This window comes from Paenibacillus sophorae (assembly GCF_018966525.1).
Lineage (GTDB): Bacteria > Bacillota > Bacilli > Paenibacillales > Paenibacillaceae > Paenibacillus_AQ > Paenibacillus_AQ sophorae.
Map to the genome: position 1 here is coordinate 684,998 of NZ_CP076607.1, position 19,480 is coordinate 704,477.

A 19,480-nucleotide genomic window follows, 5' to 3' on the forward strand; every position below is an offset into this window, starting at 1 on the left:
ACTAATTTCTGGTGGGCGCTCTCTTTTTTGTTCAAAAAAATATAAGTCTTATTGCTTTCATACTAGTCGCTTGTCCTTATCCATAATATAATTAGGTAAATAGTACCTATTTGTCATGAATAGGGGGAGAGTAAAGGAGTTGAGCGTATGCCGAGTATATCGGTGGCGGAAATAAGGCCGGGTTCAAAAGTGAGTAAGGACGTTATTACGCCCTTGGGAGGCATGTTATTTGTCAAAGGAAAAATACTGCTGCCGCGAGATATGGAGATTCTGGAGGCTTTTCTGATTCAGCAGGTGGATATTGAAGGCTCCGAGGAGGACGCCCAAGCCATGGAGCCGTCCAAAACTCCTTCTAAGGGTGCGGTTAAAGCCGGATCGGTCATTACAGCTTCTGCGCTGGCCAAGAGCGGTTCTCAGCTGCATGAGGAATACGATCATATGCTGGCGCTCATCAAAAAATGTTACAGCTCGGCTGACGCGGCAGTTCTGCCGATCTATGAACTGCGCAGCGGGCTGGAGGCCATGCTCGCCCATATCAAGGATTATCATGTTCTCGATTTTTCCCCGCGCACGCTTAACGAGCAGGATTACATTTATCATAACGCAGTGCTCTCTGCGCTCACATCTTATAAGATTGCCCAGTGGTGTGGCTATCCGCAGAAAGAGTGGCTCCAAGTGGCTTTTGCCGGTTTGCTGCATGATATCGGAAATGCAAAGATTGACAGTTCGATTATGCAGAAGCCCCAGCCGCTTACGATGACCGAAAGAAATGAAGTGCGAAAGCATACAACGTATGGATATCAGATTTTGCGAAAAGTAACGGCTATTAACGAAGGGGTCCGGCTTGCGGCTTTGCAGCATCATGAAAAAATTGACGGATCGGGTTATCCGCTTCGGCTGCGGGGGAGTCAAATTCATTTATACGCGAAGATTGTCGCTGTGGCGGATATTTTCCATGCAATGACGCTGAAGCGGATATACAAGAAGGCGCAGTCGCCATATCTGGTTTTGGAGGAAATTCAAAAAGAAGGGTTCGGCCAACTGGAACCATCCATTGTACAGACCTTCATACATAAGACGACAGAATTGCACAATGGAACGAAGATACGTCTAAATGATGGCCGGAATGGGGAAATCATCTTCTCTGATCGGAGCAATCCTACACGCCCATTAGTAAGCGTAGAAGGTAAAATCATCAATTTGGTACACTCACGTCATCTCTATATCCAGGAAATTTTGACGTAAGGGCAGAATTTCAATGAATTAATAAAAAAAGTGTTGCATATAAGAATCAAACATGGTATATTCTAATTCCGGCCAAGAAATACGAGTTCTTCTTCAAAAAGAAATTAAAAAAAGAGCTTGCATAAAACGGTCGGATATGATATATTATAAAAGTTGCTGATGAGACATTAAGTTGAACGGCAAACAAGTTTGATCTTTGAAAACTGAACAACGAGTGAGTGGGAATTCGCTTCTAGCGAGTTCCAAAAAAGATGGATTTCACAGCGTGGTTCACGCTTTGGAAAGGCCATCATGAGAATGCAAATTCTCGTCAGATGTTTCAACATGAGCTAATCGCTCTTTCAATACCTTATTGGAGAGTTTGATCCTGGCTCAGGACGAACGCTGGCGGCGTGCCTAATACATGCAAGTCGAGCGGAGTACTTTTGAGAGCTTGCTCTCAAAAATACTTAGCGGCGGACGGGTGAGTAACACGTAGGCAACCTGCCCCTTGAACTGGGATAACTACCGGAAACGGTAGCTAATACCGGATAATTCCTCTTGGCACCTGCTGGGAGGCTGAAAGGCGGAGCAATCTGCTATCAAGGGATGGGCCTGCGGCGCATTAGCTAGTTGGTGGGGTAACGGCTTACCAAGGCGACGATGCGTAGCCGACCTGAGAGGGTGAACGGCCACACTGGGACTGAGACACGGCCCAGACTCCTACGGGAGGCAGCAGTAGGGAATCTTCCGCAATGGGCGAAAGCCTGACGGAGCAACGCCGCGTGAGTGATGAAGGTTTTCGGATCGTAAAGCTCTGTTGCCAGGGAAGAACGTCTTGTAGAGTAACTGCTACAAGAGTGACGGTACCTGAGAAGAAAGCCCCGGCTAACTACGTGCCAGCAGCCGCGGTAATACGTAGGGGGCAAGCGTTGTCCGGAATTATTGGGCGTAAAGCGCGCGCAGGCGGCTGTTTAAGTCTGGTGTTTAAACCATGGGCTCAACCTGTGGTCGCACTGGAAACTGGGCAGCTTGAGTGCAGAAGAGGAAAGTGGAATTCCACGTGTAGCGGTGAAATGCGTAGAGATGTGGAGGAACACCAGTGGCGAAGGCGACTTTCTGGGCTGTAACTGACGCTGAGGCGCGAAAGCGTGGGGAGCAAACAGGATTAGATACCCTGGTAGTCCACGCCGTAAACGATGAGTGCTAGGTGTTAGGGGTTTCGATACCCTTGGTGCCGAAGTTAACACAGTAAGCACTCCGCCTGGGGAGTACGGTCGCAAGACTGAAACTCAAAGGAATTGACGGGGACCCGCACAAGCAGTGGAGTATGTGGTTTAATTCGAAGCAACGCGAAGAACCTTACCAGGTCTTGACATCCCTCTGAATCGTCTAGAGATAGGCGCGGCCTTCGGGACAGAGGAGACAGGTGGTGCATGGTTGTCGTCAGCTCGTGTCGTGAGATGTTGGGTTAAGTCCCGCAACGAGCGCAACCCTTGACTTTAGTTGCCAGCAGGTAAGGCTGGGCACTCTAGAGTGACTGCCGGTGACAAACCGGAGGAAGGTGGGGATGACGTCAAATCATCATGCCCCTTATGACCTGGGCTACACACGTACTACAATGGCCGGTACAACGGGAAGCGAAGCCGCGAGGTGGAGCCAATCTTATAAAGCCGGTCTCAGTTCGGATTGCAGGCTGCAACTCGCCTGCATGAAGTCGGAATTGCTAGTAATCGCGGATCAGCATGCCGCGGTGAATACGTTCCCGGGTCTTGTACACACCGCCCGTCACACCACGAGAGTTTACAACACCCGAAGTCGGTGGGGTAACCCGCAAGGGAGCCAGCCGCCGAAGGTGGGGTAGATGATTGGGGTGAAGTCGTAACAAGGTAGCCGTATCGGAAGGTGCGGCTGGATCACCTCCTTTCTATGGAGAATCGTTTCCCGCAGCGGAAACATTCAAATCGGAAGCTTAGCTTCCAAAACTCAGGTTTAGGCCTGTTGCTCACTCGTTGCTCAGTTTTGAGAGCTCAAACTCTCAATCTTGATCCTTGAAAACTGGATACCGAAACGAAAATTGCGTTTTAGAACATCTTTTAGCTGAAACTTGTGTCCAAGCAAGTTGAAATAGTTATTAGCTGAGAGCGAAGATTTGGGTGCGAATCCAAATCGGAGCGTTGGTTAAGCTAGTAAGAGCACACGGAGGATGCCTAGGCGCCAGGAGCCGAAGAAGGACGTGGCGAACAACGAAAAGGCCTCGGGGAGCTGTAAGCAAGCGTGGATCCGGGGGTGTCCGAATGGGGAAACCCGGCTGTGGTAATGCACAGTCACTCCTACCTGAATTCATAGGGTAGGTAGAGGCAGACCAGGGGAACTGAAACATCTAAGTACCCTGAGGAAGAGAAAACAAGAGTGATTCCGTCAGTAGCGGCGAGCGAACGCGGAACAGCCTAAACCGAAGAGCTTGCTCTTCGGGGTTGTGGGACGTCTCACATGGAGTTACAAAGGAATAGGGTAAATGAAGAGGTCTGGAAAGGCCCGCTGGAAAAGGTAAAAGCCCTGTAATTGAAATTCTGTTCCCTCCGAGACGGATCCCGAGTAGTGCGGGGCACGTGAAACCCCGTATGAATCCGGCAGGACCATCTGCCAAGGCTAAATACTCCCTGGCGACCGATAGTGAAACAGTACCGTGAGGGAAAGGTGAAAAGCACCCCGGAAGGGGAGTGAAATAGTACCTGAAACCGTGTGCTTACAAGAAGTCAGAGCCCATTTTAGGGGTGATGGCGTGCCTTTTGTAGAATGAACCGGCGAGTTACGTTTAACGTGCAAGGTTAAGGCGAGAAGCCGGAGCCGCAGCGAAAGCGAGTCTGAATAGGGCGACTAAGTACGTGGGCGTAGACCCGAAACCGTGTGATCTACCCCTGTCCAGGGTGAAGGTGCGGTAACACGCACTGGAGGCCCGAACCCACGCACGTTGAAAAGTGCGGGGATGAGGTGGGGGTAGCGGAGAAATTCCAATCGAACTCGGAGATAGCTGGTTCTCCCCGAAATAGCTTTAGGGCTAGCCTCGGATTTGAAGTCGTGGAGGTAGAGCACTGATTGGGTGCGGGGCCCGCAAGGGTTACCAAGCTCAGTCAAACTCCGAATGCCATGGACTTGCGTCCGGGAGTCAGACAGTGAGTGCTAAGATCCATTGTCAAAAGGGAAACAGCCCAGACCATCAGCTAAGGTCCCCAAGTGTGTGTTAAGTGGGAAAGGATGTGGAGTTGCACAGACAACCAGGATGTTGGCTTAGAAGCAGCCACCATTGAAAGAGTGCGTAATAGCTCACTGGTCGAGTGACTCTGCGCCGAAAATGTAACGGGGCTAAACACACCACCGAAGCTATGGCTTGATGCTTTGCATCAGGGGTAGGGGAGCGTTGTATGCGGGTTGAAGGTTGACTGTAAGGACAGCTGGACTGCATACAAGTGAGAATGCCGGTATGAGTAACGAAAAGATCAGTGAGAATCTGATCCGCCGAAAGCCCAAGGTTTCCTGAGGAAGGCTCGTCCGCTCAGGGTAAGTCGGGACCTAAGGCGAGGCCGACAGGCGTAGTCGAAGGACAACAGGTTGATATTCCTGTACCACCATAATCCGTGATGAGCAATGGGGGGACGCAGGAGGGTAGTGACGCGGACTGATGGATGTCCGTCCAAGCAGCGAGGCTGGTGTATAGGCAAATCCGTACACCGATAAGGCTGGGCTGTGATGGGGAGCGAAAATTGTAGTAGCGAAGGTCATGATCTCACACTGCCAAGAAAAGCCTCTAGCCAGGAGAAGGTGCCCGTACCGCAAACCGACACAGGTAGGCGAGAAGAGAATTCTAAGGCGCGCGGAAGAACTCTCGTTAAGGAACTCGGCAAAATGACCCCGTAACTTCGGGAGAAGGGGTGCCTCGGTAGGGTGAATAGCCCGAGGGGGCCGCAGTGAAAAGGCCCAAGCGACTGTTTAGCAAAAACACAGGTCTGTGCGAAGCCGCAAGGCGAAGTATACGGGCTGACGCCTGCCCGGTGCTGGAAGGTTAAGGGGAGCGGTTAGGGGTTAAACCCGAAGCTGTGAACCGAAGCCCCAGTAAACGGCGGCCGTAACTATAACGGTCCTAAGGTAGCGAAATTCCTTGTCAGGTAAATTCTGACCCGCACGAATGGCGTAACGACTTGGGCGCTGTCTCAACGAGAGATCCGGTGAAATTTTAATACCTGTGAAGATGCAGGTTACCCGCGACAAGACGGAAAGACCCCATGGAGCTTTACTGCAGCTTGATATTGAACTTGGGTACGATCTGTACAGGATAGGTGGGAGCCTTGGAAGCCGGAGCGCCAGCTTCGGTGGAGGCATCGTTGGGATACCACCCTGATCGTATCTAGGTTCTAACCTGGTACCCTAAGCGGGTACGGGGACCGTGTCAGGCGGGCAGTTTGACTGGGGCGGTCGCCTCCTAAAGAGTAACGGAGGCGTCCCAAGGTTCCCTCAGAATGGTTGGAAATCATTCGAAGAGTGCAAAGGCAGAAGGGAGCTTGACTGCGAGACCTACAAGTCGAGCAGGGACGAAAGTCGGGCTTAGTGATCCGGTGGTACCGCATGGAAGGGCCATCGCTCAACGGATAAAAGCTACCCTGGGGATAACAGGCTTATCTCCCCCAAGAGTCCACATCGACGGGGAGGTTTGGCACCTCGATGTCGGCTCATCGCATCCTGGGGCTGAAGTAGGTCCCAAGGGTTGGGCTGTTCGCCCATTAAAGCGGTACGCGAGCTGGGTTCAGAACGTCGTGAGACAGTTCGGTCCCTATCTGTCGTGGGCGCAGGAAATTTGAGAGGAGCTGTCCTTAGTACGAGAGGACCGGGATGGACGTACCGCTGGTGCACCAGTTGTTCCGCCAGGAGCATGGCTGGGTAGCTACGTACGGACGGGATAAGCGCTGAAAGCATCTAAGCGTGAAGCCCCCCTCAAGATGAGATTTCCCAAGTTAGTAAGACCCCTTGAAGACGACGAGGTAGATAGGTTGGAGGTGGAAGTGCAGCAATGCATGGAGCTGACCAATACTAATCGGTCGAGGGCTTATCCAAAATAACGCAATCTTTCGTTTCGATCCAGTTTTCAGGCGATCAAGCCTGAAGAACGCTGCAACATTCATCCGCACCGGAAGGTGAAGGACCGAATGTCTCGCGGCAGCATTTGTTTCACAAATGCCCGTTTGGTGGCGATGGCGGAGGGGTTCCACGCGTACCCATCCCGAACACGACCGTTAAGCCCTCCAGCGCCGATGGTACTTGGACCGAAGGGTCCTGGGAGAGTAGGACGCCGCCAAGCACAATGAACCACTGCTGAGATTTCAGCAGTGGTTTTTTGTGTTTCTTTTTAAATCCTGGGTCACAATGAACACGAAGAGAACGCAAAGGACCGATTGATCAGGTATATATGCGAAATCCGGACCTTAATCTGATTAATGCATTAGTGAAGGGATTGTGAAAACCGGCATCAATTGAATGACATTTTTGTTACCGACGGGGCAATAGATATAAGTATAATAGAAAAGTGCAAAATTAAGCATAACCTTAATACGAATGAACTACTCATAAAATTCATATGTTGAATTTGTTCCTGTGTCTTTAGTTGCAGGGTGGAGGGTAAGGAGGATTTAAGGTATGAAGCGAGCCCGAACGTTGTGGACGCTCCTTATTTTATGTATTGTAACTGTATTGCTGGCCGGATGCGCCTCGAAGGAACCTTCATGGGAATCGTTCGAGGGTGCCCTTAACGAGAAGAGCTTTCCCGTACCCAAGGAAGCAAACTCGCCAGATCGGACGACAACGAACACAGCTATGGACTACGTGCGTTATTCACTGCCTGGGTTAAAGGAGAATGACAATATTCCGGAGCCCTATTCTGAAGCCATACAAGCTTGGGGCTGGAATGAACTGCTTGCAGAAAACACGGCTAGTTCGCATATATTCCAGAAGGATCAGCTTATTGTTCATTTAACTATTCATGACGGCTATTTCATTATTATGGTTCCAAAGGATAAAAAGGTGGGCGCCAAAAGCCTCAACAGCCAATAGCAATAAAATCGCCATCTTGATGGATGGCGATTTTATTGTTCAGGGACACAGGCCGCGTACAAGGAAGTAAGTAGGATTCAATGATGAACAGCAGGGATATGCAAAGTGGTTATTGCGAATAACAGGAGACGTCCGCCGGATTAAATTTCAGCATGTCATCCTGTCTCTTCCAACCTGTCCGCAGCAGAGCGTAAAATCTCGGAAACAGCAGCCATAAATGCAGAAAGGCTAAGGAGAGAGTAAAGGCGTACGGGGATAATACGACAAATAATGCTGTAAAGGAAAGACCAATCCAGAGACTATGAAGTTGTACCCTGCGGAAAAGACTGCAGCTGATGTATTGATCCGGCATAAAGCCGAGCCACGGAAGCCTGAAGGAGTTGCGCCAACGTTTGGCGACCGGGTAACCCGCAATTAAGAGGACGGAGCGGGAGACGACATATTGAACCCAAAAGATAACCGGAACAGCAATTAGAAAAAATAATAAACTGGCAGGGGAAACGAAAACGGTTTCCAATAGAATAAACAGAATAGGAATCGCTGCATAAATCCGCAAAGCATTGACGGATATGCTTATTTTTTTGAGAAGTTTATATTGATAAAAAGTCGCTCCTTTAATAGTCGGTTCCATACCTTCCCTCCAGGCTTTGGGCTTATATCATATCTCATATCCATACTATCGGCATTCTTGATGAATTCATTTAATCATATAAGTCTAGATCGCTCGAGGCTGACAAACCGCGAAGGAAAAGGGATTCAAGGATATGAAAAAACTATGAAAGGGTTTAAAATGATAGGAAGTGAAGCATACTGTTCTTAAAAGGGCCAAGGTGGGATTACTATGGAACAAGATCATGCGAAGGCGGAAGTCTGCATTATATGCGGGCAGGAAAAGGAAGAAGGAATTCGCATCGTTTCGCAGTTTATTTGCGAGGATTGCGAGGAGGAAATGGTAAGGACTGAGGCAGAGGATGCCAAATACCGCTTTTTTATCGGAAGAATGAAAAAAATTGGTCTGCAAAAGAACGCTTAATAGCCGCCGATTTGCCGTAAACTGTTTTTGCCGATGATGTTACAAGGTTGTCTTCGCTTATACAGGTTTTTAACGCAGCGGCTTTCCCTTGCATAGAAGTAGGGTGAAGCCGTTTTGCTGCGCGTACAGGCGGTAAATTCAAGGCATAGGCGGAGAAGCGGTTATGGGGTAAAATAGAGATAAGCCGGTGTGGAAGGAATTGCAATCAATGAAAGAGACAGAGCGTGCAGGCGCGCCATTATATGAAATGCTGGAACGTTATAAAGCGGGAGGAAAGAGCTCTTTTCATGTGCCGGGTCATAAAAATGGGCAGGCATATAAGTTGGAAGGAAGCGCCGGCTTGTTGGATGAGGTCATGACGGCGGATATTACCGAAATTTCGGGGAGCGATGATCTGCATCATCCTGACGGCGTCATTCTGGAAGCGCAGAAGCTTGCGGCGGATTGTTTCGGGGCTGAGGAAAGCTTCCTGCTCGTAGGCGGCAGTACAGCCGGGAACCTTGCGCTGATCCTGACGGTATGCGCCGAACCGGGCACCGTGCTCTTGGTGCAGCGCAACGTGCATAAATCGGTTATTCATGGGCTGATGCTGGCGGGAGCGCGTGCGGTATTCCTTGAACCGCAGATGGATGACGCCAGCGGCCTGGCGGTCGCACCGCCCTTAGAGACGGTGCGCAAGGCACTGGCGGCCTGGCCGGAGGCCGCCGGCCTACTGGTGACCATGCCGAATTACTACGGCATGGGAAGCGACCTGGCGCCCCTCGCGCGGGCCTGTCACGACAGCGGCGTGCCGCTGCTGGTCGACGAGGCGCATGGGGCGCACTATGGGCAGCACCCGGAGCTGCCCCCGGGTGCCTTAAGCTGCGGCGCGGACGGCGTCGTGCAGTCCACGCACAAGATGCTTGCGGCGATGACCATGGGCGCCATGCTGCATGTCCAAGGACCGCGGCTCGACCGCGCCCTGCTGCGGCAGCGGCTCGCCATGGTGCAGAGCTCCAGCCCATCATACCCCGTGATGGCTTCGCTCGATCTGGCGCGCCGGCTGCTTCACACGCGGCGCGCCGATGCCTTCACGGCGGGGCTGGCCGCCGTGGAAAAGCTGCGGCGCGGCTTGGCGGAGCTGCCGCGCTTTAAGCTGCTGCGGCCGGAGCCGCCGCAGCTGCAGACCGGCGGAGGCGAAGCGAAAGCCTCCGCCTCAGGGCTGGCGCCGCGAAGCACGAGCGGCGCCTACCGGACGCAGGACCCCTTCAAAGCCGTCATATATGACGCCACCGGGGTCCTGAGCGGATTCGAGCTGCAGGCAGAGCTCGAGAAGAGAGACTGCGTGCCAGAAATGAGCGATGAACGGCATGTGGTACTGCTGTTTAGCCTTGGCTCGAGGGTGGAAGATGCCAACCGGCTGCTTACGGCGCTGGGGGAGATTGACAGGGAATTCCCTCCGGGACCGATCCCCTCCGCTTCCGTCCATGTTTCCACGTGGAACAATTTAGACAACAGCTTCATTTCGGAGCCGGTAAAGTTTTCTTTAAGACCCGTCCGGGAGGAAGAGACAGAACGTATCATGCTTGGGATGAGCGAAGGCAGAATCGCTGCTGAGATGGTTGTTCCTTATCCTCCGGGTATACCGCTGCTGTATCCAGGCGAAGTTATTACCGGGGAAATAAGCCAGAGGCTGCAGAGCTTGGCGGCTGCCGGTGCCAGATTTCAGGCCGCTTCGGATCCGACTTTGCGGATGATACAAGTATATTTAATTCAAGAAGAGATTTAAACAACTCCACAAAGTGAAGGTTTGGCTGCGAAGTCTATTCAGGTACTTTACGTGGACCCCGAAGAACTATTGAATTTTGGATGAAAGAAAGGCGGAGAAGCGTAATTGGGCCGGAAAGGATTTTTTATTACACTTGAAGGCGGAGAAGGATCGGGAAAAACGACGATTATGGGCAGGCTGGCCGCTTATTTGCAGAACCGCTCCCTCCCTTATCTGATTACCCGCGAACCGGGTGGCATTGAGATTGCCGAAAAGATCCGCTCCATAATTCTGGACCCTGCTCATACGGCGATGGACGCGCGCACTGAAGCGCTGCTCTATGCAGCATCTAGAAGCCAGCATTTGGCCGAAAGAGTAGAGCCGGCACTGAAGGAAGGACTTATCGTACTGTGCGACCGCTTTGTGGACAGCAGCCTTGTATATCAGGGCTATGCCAGAGGGCTGGGTATGGAAGAAGTACGGGCGATTAATCAGTTTGCTACCGGCGGTCGAATGCCGGATCTCACCTTCTATCTGGATATCGAGCCGGAGGTAGGCCTAGCGAGAATTTCCGCAAACGGAGAGCGGGAAATCAACCGGCTCGATATGGAGAGCTTAGCTTTTCACCAGAAAGTAAGAGATGGGTATCAGATGATCGCAAAAGCGGACCCTGAACGAATTGTGACTTTGGATGCCAATCGGCCGCTGCATGTTGTAGAGCGTGAGCTTGTAAGTAAACTTGAAGATAAGCTGTTAAAGGACTTATAGGATCTTTGTCTAATATAATGTATTAAACCAGCCGTTTTGCCGATTAACAATAACGCAAAGAGGAGATGGAAAGATGAAACTGATTGTTGCAATTATCCAAGACAAGGACAGCAACCGTCTGTCCAGCGAACTGGTCAAGGCCAATTTCCGTGCAACCAAGCTGGCAAGTACGGGCGGATTTTTGCGGGCGGGAAATACCACCTTTATGATCGGGGTGGAAGACAGTCAGGTTGAAGCTGTACTCGGCGTTATCCGCAATAGCTGCAAGGTTCGTGAACAACTGGTTACGCCCGTAACCCCGATGAGCGGAACTACGGATTCCTATCTTCCGCTTCCTGTCGAGGTTCAAGTGGGTGGAGCGACCGTGTTCGTGCTGCCTGTCGACCGGTTCGAACACTATTAAAGAACAGAAGAAATGGCCAGACCGTCCCTTAAGACGGCGGCCGTTTCCTGTAAGATTTTATGTCCATAGATTAGGAATTGCAATGAAAGGCGGTAGGCGAACCATTGAAGATTAATCCGAACTTCAGGCCATTGAAGAACGAACTGCCTTTGAACGAAAATATGAATAAGCCGGTTCAGCAAAAAACGTTCTCCGATGTGTTTCAGCAGCATGGCGAACAGGCGACCCGGGATGAAATAACCCGCCGGATTCAGGAGATTCAAGCTCAGGGTGAGCGCCTCTCTAAATCCATGACGATACGCGAGCTGGCGATTTACCGGGTAATGGTCAAAAAATTCCTGGAAGAAACGGCGCGCCGGGGCGTAACGCTCAAAGAAACAAAGGGCTGGGACCGGAGAGGACGGGGCAAAAGATACAAGCTGCTGGAGGAAATCGATGCCGCTTTACTGACCCTTGCGGACGAACTGCTGGAGAGCGAGCAGGGGCGGATAAATCTGCTGAGCAAGGTTGGAGAAATCCGCGGGATGCTGATCAACCTTTCTTTTTGATGGCTATAGGAGGATATTATGCCTTTTGGTGATATATTGGGACAGACAACCGCCAAGCGTATTTTGCAAAATTCGCTGCGTAAAGGTACGCTCGGTCATGCTTATTTGTTCAGCGGTCCAGCGGGCAGCGGTCAGATGAAGACGGCAGTTACATTGGCCCAAGCGATTTTTTGTACGGCACTCGAGGATGACGCCTGCGGCGAGTGTCTGGAATGCCGCAAAGTGGAGCATGGCAACCATCCGGATCTCAAGATACTGTCGCCGGAAGGCAACAGCATCAAAATCGATCAGATCCGCGACCTGCAGCGGGTCTTTTCCTATCGGGCGGAGGGCGGCCACCCCAAGGTATACATTATAGACGAAGCGGGAAAAATGACCGTCCAGGCAGCCAACAGTCTGCTTAAATTTTTGGAAGAGCCTCCAGTGCCTGCCGTAGCTATTCTTATTGCCGATAACAACCAATCGTTGCTGCCGACCATTCAGTCGCGGACACAGCGCATCCCGTTTGCTCCACTGTCCCCGGAGATGATGATGCAGGTATTGTCAAATGAGGGGGTCTCTGCTCCCCTTGCACGCTGCGCGGCATCTTTGACATCAGGATTGGAAGGATGCAGAGAGCTTTTGGAACAGAATTGGTTTGCAGAAATAAGAAATCTAGTGTTACAATTAGCGAAGGAGTCTTTGGGCAAGAACGGCTCTGCGGTGGCGACCGCAGGTCAGAAGCTGTTCAAGACCGGGCTTGGTGAGCACTTGGATACCTGTTTCAGTATGTTCCATCTATGGTTTAAAGACATGCTCTACTTCCTGTACCGAAAACACGAAAGCATCGTTTTTATAGATCAATTGGACCTTATTTCCAATTACGCCAGAATGCGTACTTCTTCTCAGTGGGTAGCCTATATGGATTATGCCGCTGAGAGCAAGAAGAAGCTGCGGTTCAATGTCAATGCCCAGTTATGTCTGGAGCAGTTTTTGATACGTCTGGAAAGCTGAGGGATACCGTCTGTTTATGCTTTCTGCGAAGTAGCCTTCAAGAAAGCAAGTTTAGCCTGATATTGCTCAAAATATAAGGATAAGCTGTACGCTTATCTACGAAAGCATTTGCTTTGCTAAAGTTGGTGCAGTTGTTTCTTCTTGCGCTAACGGTTAAGGAAGAACAAGCATGGAACATCATGGAGCGGACTTGCTGGGGGTTCCTTCACCGGCAGACAAGGAGGTTAATTTTGTTGTACAGCGTAGTCGGTGTCCGCTTCAAAAAGGCGGGTAAAATATATTATTTCGATCCTTTAGACTTTCCGATTGAATGTGAGCAGTGTGTGATCGTCGAGACTGCGCGAGGGGTTGAATATGGCAGGGTCGTTGTAGGCAGAAAAGAGGTTCAGGAAGCTGATGTCGTGCTGCCGCTTAAGAAAGTCATGCGTATCGCCGGAGATGTTGACGCGCGCGTGGTAGAGGAGAACAAGCAGGCGGCCAAAGACGCTTTTACAACCTGTTTAAATAAAATCCGCGATCATGGCCTCAAAATGAAGCTGGTGGATGTGGAATTTACGTTTGACCGCAACAAGATCATTTTCTACTTCACTGCGGAAGGCCGGGTTGATTTTCGGGAGTTGGTTAAGGATTTGGCCAGTATCTTCCGTACTCGCATCGAGCTTCGCCAAATCGGTGTCCGCGACGAAGCCAAGATGCTTGGCGGCCTTGGACCATGTGGAAGGGTGCTCTGCTGCTCTTCATGGCTGGGGGATTTCGAGCCGGTGTCGATCAAGATGGCTAAGGATCAGAACCTATCGCTTAATCCGACCAAAATATCCGGACTTTGTGGAAGATTGATGTGCTGTCTGAAATTTGAGCATGATAATTACGAAAGCGTTAAAGAAGAAATGCCTGCGGTAGGCAAGCTGGTAATCACTTCGCTGGGTGAAGGCAAGGTGGTCGGTTTCAATGCGGGTACCCGCTCGGTGCATGTCCAGTTGTTTGAAATGGGCAAAGTAAAAGAACTTCCAATGGATGATGTTGTCGTCAAGTAGACCATTAAGGTTACTTTCGGGGTGGAAACTTGGAAAAGAAAAATATATTCGCACACATTCAGGAGATAGAAGCGCAAATGGAAACGATGCGCCTTAATCTTGGAGATTGGAAGCAGACAGTTAAAGAATTGATGGAAGCGAACCAGCGTCTGACGCTGGAAAATGAGCAGCTGCGCAAGATTTTGAAGAGAAAAGCTCCGCCAGGTCCTTCTTCGGAGAAACAGAATCCCGGGAAGCTTCCCGTCCCGAACGAAGGCGGTCAGGATGAGGTTGTCGGCGAGGGCTATGATAATCTGGCTCGGCTGTATCATGAGGGATTTCATATCTGCAATGTGAATTTTGGACATCTGCGTACGGAAGGTGACTGTCTGTTCTGCCTGTCTTTCCTTAATAAATGAGAATATTCAGCCGTAGGAGGACGCCACCTACGGTTTTTTTGAATTTTGGAATAGGGGACTAATCATGAGCAACCGTTTGAATGAGGTTCCGCTGCTTCCTTCGGAGCGCGTGGACGATCTGCTTACGCATAATCTGCATATTATTCAGAGTGATGAGGTATTCAGCTTCTCCATGGATGCCGTTTTGCTGGCCCGATTCGCCTCCGTACCTCCGCGCGGCCGGGTGCTGGATTTATGCACAGGCAACGGGGTGATTCCGCTGCTGCTGACGACACGTACGGCTGCAGTCATCGAAGGGATCGAAATCCAGCCCCGTCTGGCCGATATGGCCCGTCGAAGCGTGGTGATGAATGCGCTTCAGGAAAAGATCACCATTTATGAAGGAGATTTGCGGACGCTGCATCTTGCGGCAGGATATGGGGTATACGATGTTATTACAGTAAATCCGCCGTATATGCCGCTGAACGGAAGCGACCTCAAGCTGAACACTCATCAGGCAATGGCTCGCCATGAAATCGGCTGTACACTGGAGGAGGTTATTCAGGCATGCGTCCGGCTTGTCCGCACCGGCGGGAAGGTCAGCATGGTTCACAGGCCGCAGCGGCTGGCCGATATCATCAGCTTGATGCGCCAGTACAGGCTGGAGCCGAAGTCGATCCGCTTTGTGCATCCGCGTGCGCATCTGGAGGCAAACATGGTCTTGATCGAGGCTGCGCGGGACGGTAAACCGGAAGTGCGGATACAGCCGCCGCTGATCGTATACAATGAAGATAATGAATATTGTCCGGAGATTATGGACATCTATTACGGTTCAAAAGAGGTAAAGCCATGACGATTCAATGCCAAAGCAGCTTTCAAAATAAGGAAGCGGACATTCAGCAGAAGACTGGTACCTTATTTCTGGTGGCGACACCAATCGGCAACCTGGAGGATATGACGTTCCGGGCTGTCCGGACGTTGAAGGAATGCGATATTATCGCAGCTGAGGATACTCGGCAGACGCGCAAGCTGCTCAGCCATTTCGACATTTCTCCCGGCCAGCTGTTCAGTTACCATGAGCATAATAAGGCAGCGAGTGGACCGGAATTAATCCGCTATATAATAGAAGGTAAAAATCTAGCGCTGGTCAGCGACGCCGGTTTACCTGCCATTTCCGACCCCGGCGCCGATCTGGTGGCGCTCGCGGTGGACGAGGGAATCCCGGTTGTGCCCGTACCCGGAGCGAACGCTGCATTGTCCGCACTCATCGCTTCCGGCTTACCGACCACCACGTTTACTTTCGTCGGTTTCTTGCCTCGTGAGCGCAAGGATATCCGCGCTGTGCTTACCCCGCTGCGCGCTGCCCAGGGCACGCTGCTCTTCTATGAATCGCCGCACCGGGTAGTGAAAACGTTGGCCCATTTGCAGGAGGCTTTCGGCAACCGGCGAATTGTTATGGCCCGCGAGCTGACGAAACGTTACGAAGAATTCCTGCGCGGAACCATCCTGGAATGCGCAGAATGGCTGGCGGAACATCCGCCGCTGGGCGAATATGTTATCGTTGTCGAGGGAGAGAGTAAAGAAGAGGCGCAGGAAGCCGATTCCGCTTGGTGGCGACCGCTCAGTATTGAGGAGCATGTCGCCCACTACGAAGCTGCCGGCTCCACCCGCAAGGACGCTATGAAAAAAGCCGCGTCCGATCGCGGCGTCGCCAAGCGTGATATTTATAACGCGCTGCTGGAGGAATAGTCGCACCAAGCACGGAAGAAAGCGAATCCCGAAGGGAGAGCGAGGAAGCACGCCGGAGTAGCAGTCTGCGCCAGTCGCATTAAGCGCCGAAGTGAAGCGGATCCCGAAGGGAGAGCGAGGAAGCACGCCGGAGCAGCAGTCTACGCCAGTCGCATTAAGCGCCGAAGTGAAGCGAATCCCGAAGGGAGAGCGCGGAAGCACGTCGGAGTAGCAGTCGAGCAAGTCGCACTAAGCGCCGAAGTGAAGCGAATCCCAAAGGGAGAGCGCGGAAGCACGCTGAAGCAGCAGTCCGCACTCGAGCGCCGAAGTAAAGCGATTCCCGAAGGGAGAGCGGGGTCTCCGCCTTTCTTCAGTTGGAGCGCCGTCAGTCACGCATGAAAGGCCCCGAGGCCGGTTCCGCAAGGAACCCGGCCGAGAAGGGCCGCTCCACCGCCCCAAGCCGCTAGATCCCGCCAACTGCTGCACCTATCCAACAATTGCGGGTGTCCAGAGGGCGCGGCCCTTGGGGTCCTCCCCTTTGGGGAGGATTTAGGAGGGGCCCCCCCACATAAAAAAAGGTGCCCCCCGTATTCACGGGAGGCCAAGGAGATATAAAAAAGGTTAGAATTAACAATTTGATTAGTCCTATTATAACTGATTTATTTTAATTTGTCACAGGGGCAGGGATAGCTGAAATACATTCATGGCAAACAATTTTCCCTTTGAAGTATGTGACGTTCTCAGCATTGCCGCAGAAAATGCAGGCAGGCTCGTATTTTTTCAGCATGATCCGTTCACCGTCGACATAAATCTCGAGAGCATCTTTCTCTCCAATACCCAGCGTACGGCGCAGCTCGATCGGAATAACAACCCGTCCCAGTTCGTCTACTTTTCTTACAATGCCCGTTGATTTCATCATAACAATCGTTGCTCCTCTCAAATAATCAAAAAATGTCACGATTCGACAATCTTCTCTGTTTTATGATACATATAATACCAACCATTCCCAAAACAGTCAACCTCTTTTTAGCGGGTGAATTATTTTTAAGCGATGACTGGCTTTCTGGAATGGCTGTACTTCAATCTGTTGGATAACTATTCATAATATATAATAAGATTGTCGAATTGGAAACCAGAAAATCTACTTTTTTCGACAAAATATGACGATAAAACTTTTTTTCATAAAGAATATCAGAAAATTCGATGTTAAGGATAAAGGAGCTGATTACATGCAGCAGCCGCTCACTGAAGAAAAAGTATTTAAAGACCCGGTTCATAACTATATTCATGTACAGGATACAGTTATTTGGCGCCTGATTAATACGAAGGAATTTCAACGTCTGCGCCGCATCCGCCAGCTTGGGACGACCTACCTGACCTTCCATGGAGCCGAGCACAGCCGGTTCTCACATTCGCTTGGGGTATATGAAATTACGCGGCGCATTATCTCCCAATTTGAACGCAGCGGGTATAAAGACTGGTTCCCCGAAGAAAGGCTGGTTGCGCTGTGCGCGGCGCTTTTGCATGATTTGGGACACGGCCCTTTCTCCCATTCTATAGAAGAAGCTTTTCAAATGAATCATGAAGACTGGACCTGCCGCATTATATTGGAGAATACCGGAATTACTGAGATTTTGAAGGAAGTGGAGAAAGATTTTCCGCAAAAAGTAGCTTCGGTCATCCGCAAAAAGTATGAGCATGACATTGTTGTCAATTTGGTGTCGAGTCCGCTTGATGCCGACCGGATGGATTATCTGCTGCGCGACGCTTATTACACAGGGGTTAACTACGGCACGATCGACATCGACCGTATTTTGCGAGTGCTTCGCCCTTATCACGGACGGGTAGTTGTGAAGGAATCGGGGATGCATGCGATTGAAGATTATTTAATGTCGCGGTACCAAATGTATTGGCAGGTCTATTTTCATCCGGTAACGCGCAGCTCGGAAATTATTTTGCGCCAGGTATTCCGCCGGGCCAAGCAGCTGTTCCACGAGGGCTACTCCTTCCGGTTTATGGTTGAACCGCTGACTGATTTATTTCGCGGCGAGGTGAGTGTGCAGCAGTATTTGCAGCTGGATGAAGCACTCGTGCAGGCAACGTTTATGCAGTGGACCTCGGAACAGGACGAACTGCTGAGCGACTTGTGCAGCCGCTTCATTCATCGTAAACTGTATAAATATGTAGCAATGGAAAGTCTCGACATGGAGACAATTGATGACATTCGCCGCAGTTTCGCCTCGGCTGGACTGAACCCGGAATACGACCTGGAAGTTGATTTTCCGACAGATTTGCCCTACGATGTATTTCGTCCGGAAGAGGGCTTTCACGGCAAGCAGATTCTCCTGCTCGATCGTCAGGAAAGACTTCGCGAAATCTCCGAGGTGTCGGACATCGTCCGCTCTATAAGCGGGATTCACCGCGGCCGTTACCATCTCTATTATCCGCAGGATAAGCTGGAAAAAGCGCTGACACTGCTGCCGGAATCCATTAAGGAATTATTTGATTTACGCTAAGAAATATACGCCAAAAACCGCAAAAAAAGGAGGAAGCGGATATGCAGCTTTTCGACACTCATACCCATTTGGATGCGCTACAATTCGACGGCGACCGCGAAGAGACAATCGCCCGTGCCGTAGAGGCGGGAGTCTCCAAAATGGTCAATGTTGGCTTTAACCGGGAAACGATTCCGTCCACAATGAAGCTCGCCGAATCCTATGATTTTATTTATGCGGCGGTAGGCTGGCATCCGACGGATGCGATTGATATGAAAGACGGAGACCTCGATTGGATTGCTTCGCTGTGCAGCCATGAAAAGGTTGTCGCCATAGGAGAAATAGGACTCGATTATTACTGGGATACTTCGCCCAAGGAGGTCCAGCATACCGTGTTCCGGCGTCAGATTGGCCTCGCGAGAGAGCTGAATATGCCGATTGTCATTCATAACCGGGATGCTCACGAGGATGTTGTCCGCATTCTCCGGGAAGAAAAGGCAGCGGAAATCGGCGGGATCATGCACTCCTTCTCGGGCAGCTGGGAGACAGCCAAAATGTGCCTGGATCTCGGCTTTCACCTTTCCTTTGGCGGACCGATTACGTTCAAGAACGCCCGGGTGCCGAAAGAGGTTCTGGCTCAGGTTCCGCTGGACCGTCTGCTGATCGAAACGGACTCCCCTTACCTGACGCCCCACCCCTACCGGGGCAAGCGAAATGAGAGTGCTCATGTTAGATTGGTGGCAGAAGCTGCAGCTGAAATTAAGGGCGTTGAAGTGGAAAAATTGGCTGAAATTACGTACGCGAACGCACTGGTACTATTTGGCATTAACTGAAAACGGGAGAAAACTAGCCAAAAAAGTGAGGATGAGCGAAGGATTAAAGTTTTTTAACGAAAAAACGGTTGTTTATTACAATAATTTAACCAATTTTTTGCGTAAATCTGGTTGATTGACGCTTTACAACATGCATCGAAACAGGATATCATCTTTTCAGTGCAGTGAGCTGTTGTTACAGTGACAGCCACTGAT

Annotated in this window: 16 protein-coding genes and 3 rRNA genes; 17 read left to right on the forward strand and 2 right to left on the reverse strand. The window is 50.9% G+C overall.

Annotated elements, in window-relative coordinates:
• Positions 1-147 precede the first annotated feature (147 nt).
• The 5 genes from KP014_RS03300 to KP014_RS03320 all read left to right on the forward strand — a co-directional run bounded on the left by KP014_RS03300 (position 148) and on the right by KP014_RS03320 (position 7,326).
• Positions 148-1,245 (forward strand): HD-GYP domain-containing protein, encoded by a 1,098-nt coding sequence (locus tag KP014_RS03300; RefSeq protein WP_036591381.1) that lies wholly within the window; start codon positions 148-150, stop codon positions 1,243-1,245.
• A gap of 349 nt (positions 1,246-1,594) precedes the next feature.
• A 16S ribosomal RNA gene (locus tag KP014_RS03305) occupies positions 1,595-3,151 on the forward strand.
• Positions 3,152-3,403: 252 nt separating this feature from the next.
• Positions 3,404-6,333 (forward strand): 23S ribosomal RNA (locus tag KP014_RS03310).
• A 127-nt stretch (positions 6,334-6,460) separates the two neighbouring features.
• Positions 6,461-6,577 (forward strand): 5S ribosomal RNA (rrf, locus tag KP014_RS03315).
• Together the 16S, 23S and 5S rRNA genes form the textbook arrangement of a ribosomal RNA operon.
• Before the next feature lie 335 nt (positions 6,578-6,912).
• Positions 6,913-7,326 (forward strand): hypothetical protein, encoded by a 414-nt coding sequence (locus tag KP014_RS03320; RefSeq protein ID WP_036597857.1) that lies wholly within the window; start codon positions 6,913-6,915, stop codon positions 7,324-7,326.
• 109 nt (positions 7,327-7,435) lie between these two features.
• Here the strand turns inward: KP014_RS03320 and KP014_RS03325 are convergent, their stop codons facing one another.
• The gene (locus tag KP014_RS03325; protein WP_036597855.1) at positions 7,436-7,957 is read right to left on the reverse strand and encodes a hypothetical protein; all 522 of its coding nucleotides are present in this window, start codon (positions 7,955-7,957) and stop codon (positions 7,436-7,438) included.
• 210 nt (positions 7,958-8,167) lie between these two features.
• On the opposite strand from KP014_RS03325, the gene KP014_RS03330 reads away from it, so the two are divergent.
• The 10 genes from KP014_RS03330 (at position 8,168) to rsmI (ending at position 15,978) form a co-directional block, all read left to right on the forward strand.
• Entirely contained in the window at positions 8,168-8,359 is a 192-nt protein-coding gene (locus KP014_RS03330) for a sigma factor G inhibitor Gin (RefSeq protein ID WP_036597854.1), read from the forward strand.
• 208 nt (positions 8,360-8,567) lie between these two features.
• On the forward strand, positions 8,568-10,127 hold the full coding sequence (locus tag KP014_RS03335) for an aminotransferase class I/II-fold pyridoxal phosphate-dependent enzyme (protein WP_090834689.1): 1,560 nt from the start codon (positions 8,568-8,570) through the stop codon (positions 10,125-10,127).
• A 105-nt stretch (positions 10,128-10,232) separates the two neighbouring features.
• Positions 10,233-10,874: a dTMP kinase gene (gene tmk, locus KP014_RS03340; protein ID WP_036590734.1), complete on the forward strand. Its 642-nt coding sequence runs from the start codon at positions 10,233-10,235 to the stop codon at positions 10,872-10,874.
• A 73-nt stretch (positions 10,875-10,947) separates the two neighbouring features.
• Positions 10,948-11,277: a cyclic-di-AMP receptor gene (locus KP014_RS03345; protein ID WP_025691745.1), complete on the forward strand. Its 330-nt coding sequence runs from the start codon at positions 10,948-10,950 to the stop codon at positions 11,275-11,277.
• A gap of 104 nt (positions 11,278-11,381) precedes the next feature.
• Positions 11,382-11,825: a YaaR family protein gene (locus KP014_RS03350; protein WP_036590738.1), complete on the forward strand. Its 444-nt coding sequence runs from the start codon at positions 11,382-11,384 to the stop codon at positions 11,823-11,825.
• Positions 11,826-11,843: 18 nt separating this feature from the next.
• Positions 11,844-12,818 (forward strand): DNA polymerase III subunit delta', encoded by a 975-nt coding sequence (holB, locus tag KP014_RS03355; RefSeq protein WP_036590741.1) that lies wholly within the window; start codon positions 11,844-11,846, stop codon positions 12,816-12,818.
• Between the two features lie 233 nt (positions 12,819-13,051).
• Positions 13,052-13,852 carry a PSP1 domain-containing protein gene (locus KP014_RS03360; protein WP_036590784.1) on the forward strand — a complete coding sequence of 267 codons (801 nt, stop codon included), beginning with the start codon at positions 13,052-13,054 and terminating at the stop codon, positions 13,850-13,852.
• A 29-nt stretch (positions 13,853-13,881) separates the two neighbouring features.
• Positions 13,882-14,250, forward strand: a complete 369-nt coding sequence (gene yabA, locus KP014_RS03365; protein ID WP_036590745.1) for a DNA replication initiation control protein YabA — start codon at positions 13,882-13,884, stop codon at positions 14,248-14,250.
• A gap of 64 nt (positions 14,251-14,314) precedes the next feature.
• Positions 14,315-15,082, forward strand: a complete 768-nt coding sequence (locus KP014_RS03370) for a tRNA1(Val) (adenine(37)-N6)-methyltransferase (RefSeq protein ID WP_036590747.1) — start codon at positions 14,315-14,317, stop codon at positions 15,080-15,082.
• Positions 15,079-15,978, forward strand: coding sequence for a 16S rRNA (cytidine(1402)-2'-O)-methyltransferase (gene rsmI, locus KP014_RS03375; RefSeq protein WP_036590750.1), 900 nt, complete (start codon positions 15,079-15,081; stop codon positions 15,976-15,978). Before KP014_RS03370 ends, rsmI begins: the two co-directional genes overlap by 4 nt.
• A gap of 643 nt (positions 15,979-16,621) precedes the next feature.
• Here rsmI and KP014_RS03380 read toward each other — a convergent pair.
• Positions 16,622-16,876 (reverse strand): AbrB/MazE/SpoVT family DNA-binding domain-containing protein, encoded by a 255-nt coding sequence (locus KP014_RS03380; RefSeq protein ID WP_025332575.1) that lies wholly within the window; start codon positions 16,874-16,876, stop codon positions 16,622-16,624.
• A 310-nt stretch (positions 16,877-17,186) separates the two neighbouring features.
• Here KP014_RS03380 and KP014_RS03385 point away from each other — a divergent pair, with 310 nt between their 5' ends.
• Complete coding sequence (locus tag KP014_RS03385; protein WP_036590755.1) at positions 17,187-18,473, forward strand: HD domain-containing protein; 1,287 nt, start codon at positions 17,187-17,189, stop codon at positions 18,471-18,473.
• A gap of 41 nt (positions 18,474-18,514) precedes the next feature.
• Positions 18,515-19,285: a TatD family hydrolase gene (locus KP014_RS03390; RefSeq protein ID WP_036590757.1), complete on the forward strand. Its 771-nt coding sequence runs from the start codon at positions 18,515-18,517 to the stop codon at positions 19,283-19,285.
• Positions 19,286-19,480 lie beyond the last annotated feature (195 nt).

Bases quoted from the DNA above. Each gene is read 5' to 3' on its own strand.
- KP014_RS03330 (WP_036597854.1), top strand. From the start codon at position 8,168: ATGGAACAAGATCATGCGAAGGCGGAAGTCTGCATTATATGCGGGCAG.
- KP014_RS03345 (WP_025691745.1), top strand. From the start codon at position 10,948: ATGAAACTGATTGTTGCAATTATCCAAGACAAGGACAGCAACCGTCTG.
- KP014_RS03380 (WP_025332575.1), bottom strand. From the start codon at position 16,876: ATGATGAAATCAACGGGCATTGTAAGAAAAGTAGACGAACTGGGACGG.
- KP014_RS03385 (WP_036590755.1), top strand. From the start codon at position 17,187: ATGCAGCAGCCGCTCACTGAAGAAAAAGTATTTAAAGACCCGGTTCAT.
- KP014_RS03370 (WP_036590747.1), top strand. From the start codon at position 14,315: ATGAGCAACCGTTTGAATGAGGTTCCGCTGCTTCCTTCGGAGCGCGTG.
- KP014_RS03335 (WP_090834689.1), top strand. From the start codon at position 8,568: ATGAAAGAGACAGAGCGTGCAGGCGCGCCATTATATGAAATGCTGGAA.
- KP014_RS03325 (WP_036597855.1), bottom strand. From the start codon at position 7,957: ATGGAACCGACTATTAAAGGAGCGACTTTTTATCAATATAAACTTCTC.
- KP014_RS03300 (WP_036591381.1), top strand. From the start codon at position 148: ATGCCGAGTATATCGGTGGCGGAAATAAGGCCGGGTTCAAAAGTGAGT.
- KP014_RS03320 (WP_036597857.1), top strand. From the start codon at position 6,913: ATGAAGCGAGCCCGAACGTTGTGGACGCTCCTTATTTTATGTATTGTA.
- rsmI (WP_036590750.1), top strand. From the start codon at position 15,079: ATGACGATTCAATGCCAAAGCAGCTTTCAAAATAAGGAAGCGGACATT.
- KP014_RS03390 (WP_036590757.1), top strand. From the start codon at position 18,515: ATGCAGCTTTTCGACACTCATACCCATTTGGATGCGCTACAATTCGAC.
- holB (WP_036590741.1), top strand. From the start codon at position 11,844: ATGCCTTTTGGTGATATATTGGGACAGACAACCGCCAAGCGTATTTTG.